The organism is Streptomyces sp., assembly GCF_035563135.1.
GTDB lineage: Bacteria > Actinomycetota > Actinomycetes > Streptomycetales > Streptomycetaceae > Streptomyces.
In genome coordinates this window covers 1-3,338 of the sequence record NZ_DATMVN010000285.1, presented here as the reverse complement: position 1 = coordinate 3,338, position 3,338 = coordinate 1, and the positions used below count along the sequence as shown (strand labels likewise).

The window sequence follows — 3,338 nt, the reverse complement described above, 5'->3', positions numbered from 1 at the left end:
GGCCGCGATGTCGGCGGCCTCCCGCACGTTGGACGCGGCCGCCGCCAGGGCCTCGTCCTCGGTCCGTCCCAGTGTCCCGCGGTAGCGCAGGTCCTCGGCGGTGAGCCTGCCGGCCTTGAAATCCCTGACGACGTTCCAGTCGACCGGACCCGTGCACAGCTGCACGATCGGTGCCCCGACCACCACGGCGATGTCGCACATACGCGTGACCTCGGCGAGGAACTGGGCGCGCGCATCACCCTGCCGCTCGAGGTCCAGCACCGCACCGAGCCCAGTGACCTCGAGATCCTCCAGCAGCGGCAGCAGCGACTCGGCGGAGTAGCCTGCGTCGAGGTAGCGGTAGAGCTTCGGGCTCTGCAGCTCGATCCCGCCGTACCCTGCCGCCTTCGCCACGGCGATGTCGTTCACGACGTTGCCGTAGAAGGTCGTAGTGACGTTCATCGAGAGCTTGGTCATGGTGCGACTCCTCCGGGGTGGCAACTTTGTCCTGACAATAGGCCTGTCCACAGTAGAGTGCACGCAACGGCGGGCGTCAAGGTGTGTACTTGAGCTCCTCGGACGGCGATCGGGGCGAGAAGGGCCTCTGGGATTCTTCCGGGCTTCCTCTGCATCCCCTTGTTCGGCCTCGTGCGCGGATCCCCGCCGCTCCACCGGGCCGATGCCGTAGTCGCGGTCCTGTGCATCGCCGGGCTGTGTCCGGCGCTGAGCGCCTCGGCGGGGGCGACACTGGTCTCACCTCCTCCGGTGGGCTCGCCTCAGGCGTCCTCGGTCTCCGGGCCGGCCTCGTCCTGAGCCCGCAGGGCCGGATCCTCCGACGCGTCGCTGTCGACGCTCACGACCGGTGCTACGGGCGCGTCCGCCTCAGAGGTTCCCGTGAGGGAGTCGGGGCAGGGCGCTGCCGCGCGGTCTTGATTCTTGCCCGGGGAGCACCGGGAACACCCGGCCCCCCGGGTGCTGCGGGGTCCTGGTCAGGCCTTGAAGTGGGTGCTGGTCGGGCCCTTGCCCACCTGGGCGACGAGGTCGGCGGCCAGATCCCGCAGCTTGATGTTGCGGTGGCTGGAGGCCGCCCGCAGGATCTCGAAGGCCCTGTCCTGGGTGCAGCGGTTCTGGCCCATGACGATGCCCACCGCCAGGTCAATGGTCGTGCGCGATTCCATGGCGGCTTTGAGATCGGCTGCGGTGTCGCGGTGGCGGGCCAGACGCACCGCCAGGCACAGCACCGTGGAGGCCTGGGCCACCTGGGCCTGGATCACCTTGATGGTCGCCGCGTCGTAGGTGTCGGCGGTGTCGGCGTAGACGTCCAGCCCGGCCTCGGCCTCCCCGCCCAGGTCGAAGGGCACCCCCAGGGCCGAGAGGATCCCCGCTCCAGCCGCCGCCTTGCCGTAGGCCGGCCAGCGGGGGTCGGTGCGGGTGTCGGCCACGTAGACCACCCGGTGCTCGCGGGCGGCGGTGAGGCAGGGCCCGTCGCCGTAGTGGTACTGGATCTCGTCCAGCGCCTCGGCTTGGGGGCTGGAGGCGGCCACGGTGGCGGAGCGCTTGGGGCGCAGCAGGGTCACCGCGCACCACACCTGCTCCCCGTCCGTGGCCAAGGCTTCAGCGATGGAAGCCGTGAAGGCGTCGAGGAAGCCGGTGATGTCCTCGCTGGCGAGCAGCAGCTCGTGCAGCTCCGCCACGGGACCCCCGCCCGGTGGGTGATCTGACATGATCGGTCCTTTGCTCGGTTCCAGGAGCACCCCGGTGCTCTGGCGCAAGGCACCCGCCCCGGGGTGGGTGGGGTGGGGCCCTTATTTCCCGGGTGTTCCGGGATCGGTGTCGTCGCGCCCCTCGCCGTCCTGGGCCGGGGCCCGATCGTCGTCGGCAGCACCGTCGTGGACCGGGTCGGGGTGGCCCTGGAGCAGGTCCGCGGCGTAAGGGGCTTTGGGCGGGGCGAGGTCGGCGAGGATCTCGTTGGCGGCCTGGGCCAGCAAATCCCGCTGCAACCGCGGCAGGGTCAGGGCGTGGTGCAGATAGGCGTCCAGCTCCAGCTCGGACACGTCCCCGCCGATGCCGAAGTAGTACAACCACAGCTGGGCCCGGTCGATGTCGGCGGCGACCATGGTGACCCGCAGGCACCGCGCCTGCTCGTGGACGGTCGCCTCGTCGTCGGCACCCCGCGGCGTTCCCATCGGAGATCCTCCTGTGGTCCTCGGGCGGTTCTGGGGGTGGTCCTAGGCCGTCTCCAGCACTGCGGCGGCGACCTCGGCCACCCGCCGCCCCTGGGTGCGGGCCTGCTCGAGCAGCGCGGTCCGGGCGCCCTCGGCGCTGAGGCGGTCCCGGGCCATCAGCACACCTGCGGCCACTCCGATGGCCTCCCGGGTGGCCAGCGCGTGCTTGAGTGCCGCGCTCAGGCGGGTCGGGGCCTCGGTGGGTTGGGCGGCCCCGAGCAGGGTGGCCGCCGCGGCGGCCAGCTGCCCCAGCAACTCCTCCTCGGCCTCCCCGAAGGCGCCCGGGGTGGTGGCGTAGACCTTCAGCGCCCCCAGCGCCCGGCCCTGGTGGACCAGGGGGGTGCTGTACACCGAGCGGATCCCGGTCTCGGCGGCTGCGGCGGACCAGTCCCTCCAGCGGGTCTCGGTGGTGGTGTCGGTGATGCGCTGGGGCTCCCCGGTGGCCCAGGCGCTCAGGCACGGACCCACCCCGAGGGCGTACTGCAGCGCGTCGGCGGCCTCCACGGCCGGGTCGGTGGCCGCGGTGGTGACCCGGGTACCGTCCGCGTCCAGCAACGAGACCCCGGCCCCGGTCGCGGTGGGGATCAGCCGGTGGGCGGTGCGCGCCAGGCTGCCCACCGCGGTGGTGGCGTCGTGCTGGCTCAACAGCATCCCGTGCAGGCGGGCGAAGACGGTGGTCAGCTCCCCGGGGAAGGATTCAGGGGACATGGGTTCAGCCGTTCGGCAGAGGTGGTCGGGCTGACACGATGGCCGCTGCCGGACCCGTCAGCGAAGAAAGCGCCTCAGTCTCACCGACTCCCTCTCAAAGCCCAGTCTACTGCTGTTTGGTGATTTCGGAGATTTGCCGTGGATCCGTCGAGCAGTCAGGCCATGGCCCACCTCACCCACCACCTCAATCATCACCCGCGGCCGGCCGATCCGGCCGATCTCCAGGTGGTGACCAAGACGCTGGAGCATTGGCGCACCCAGGGGTGCCGGTACAGGGGTCAGGCGTCGATGACGACGACGGTGACCAAGGGGGCCCGGCGGTAGGCGCGGTCGAGGTGACGGGTCACGGTGTCGGCAATAATCGCCTCGAGTTTGTCGAGGTCATCGATCTTGGCGGTGGCCGGTTTCGCCAGGGCGTGCTTCACC

General features: G+C 71.1%; 4 protein-coding genes. All 4 read right to left on the bottom strand.

The features are described 5' to 3' along the window. Window positions 1–456: TIM barrel protein (locus VN520_RS12595; protein WP_325746977.1), on the bottom strand; the 456-nt coding region annotated here is incomplete at its 3' end. 512 nt (window positions 457–968) lie between these two features. Beyond that, window positions 969–1,703, bottom strand: a complete 735-nt coding sequence (locus VN520_RS12590; RefSeq protein WP_325746976.1) for a GAF and ANTAR domain-containing protein — start codon at window positions 1,701–1,703, stop codon at window positions 969–971. An 81-nt stretch (window positions 1,704–1,784) separates the two neighbouring features. After that, on the bottom strand, window positions 1,785–2,165 hold the full coding sequence (locus VN520_RS12585; protein ID WP_325746975.1) for a hypothetical protein: 381 nt from the start codon (window positions 2,163–2,165) through the stop codon (window positions 1,785–1,787). A 42-nt stretch (window positions 2,166–2,207) separates the two neighbouring features. Then, window positions 2,208–2,912 carry a GAF and ANTAR domain-containing protein gene (locus VN520_RS12580; RefSeq protein ID WP_325746974.1) on the bottom strand — a complete coding sequence of 235 codons (705 nt, stop codon included), beginning with the start codon at window positions 2,910–2,912 and terminating at the stop codon, window positions 2,208–2,210. Window positions 2,913–3,338: the final 426 nt, after the last annotated feature.

Bases quoted from the DNA above. Each gene is read 5' to 3' on its own strand.
- VN520_RS12580 (WP_325746974.1), bottom strand. From the start codon at position 2,912: ATGTCCCCTGAATCCTTCCCCGGGGAGCTGACCACCGTCTTCGCCCGC.
- VN520_RS12590 (WP_325746976.1), bottom strand. From the start codon at position 1,703: ATGTCAGATCACCCACCGGGCGGGGGTCCCGTGGCGGAGCTGCACGAG.
- VN520_RS12585 (WP_325746975.1), bottom strand. From the start codon at position 2,165: ATGGGAACGCCGCGGGGTGCCGACGACGAGGCGACCGTCCACGAGCAG.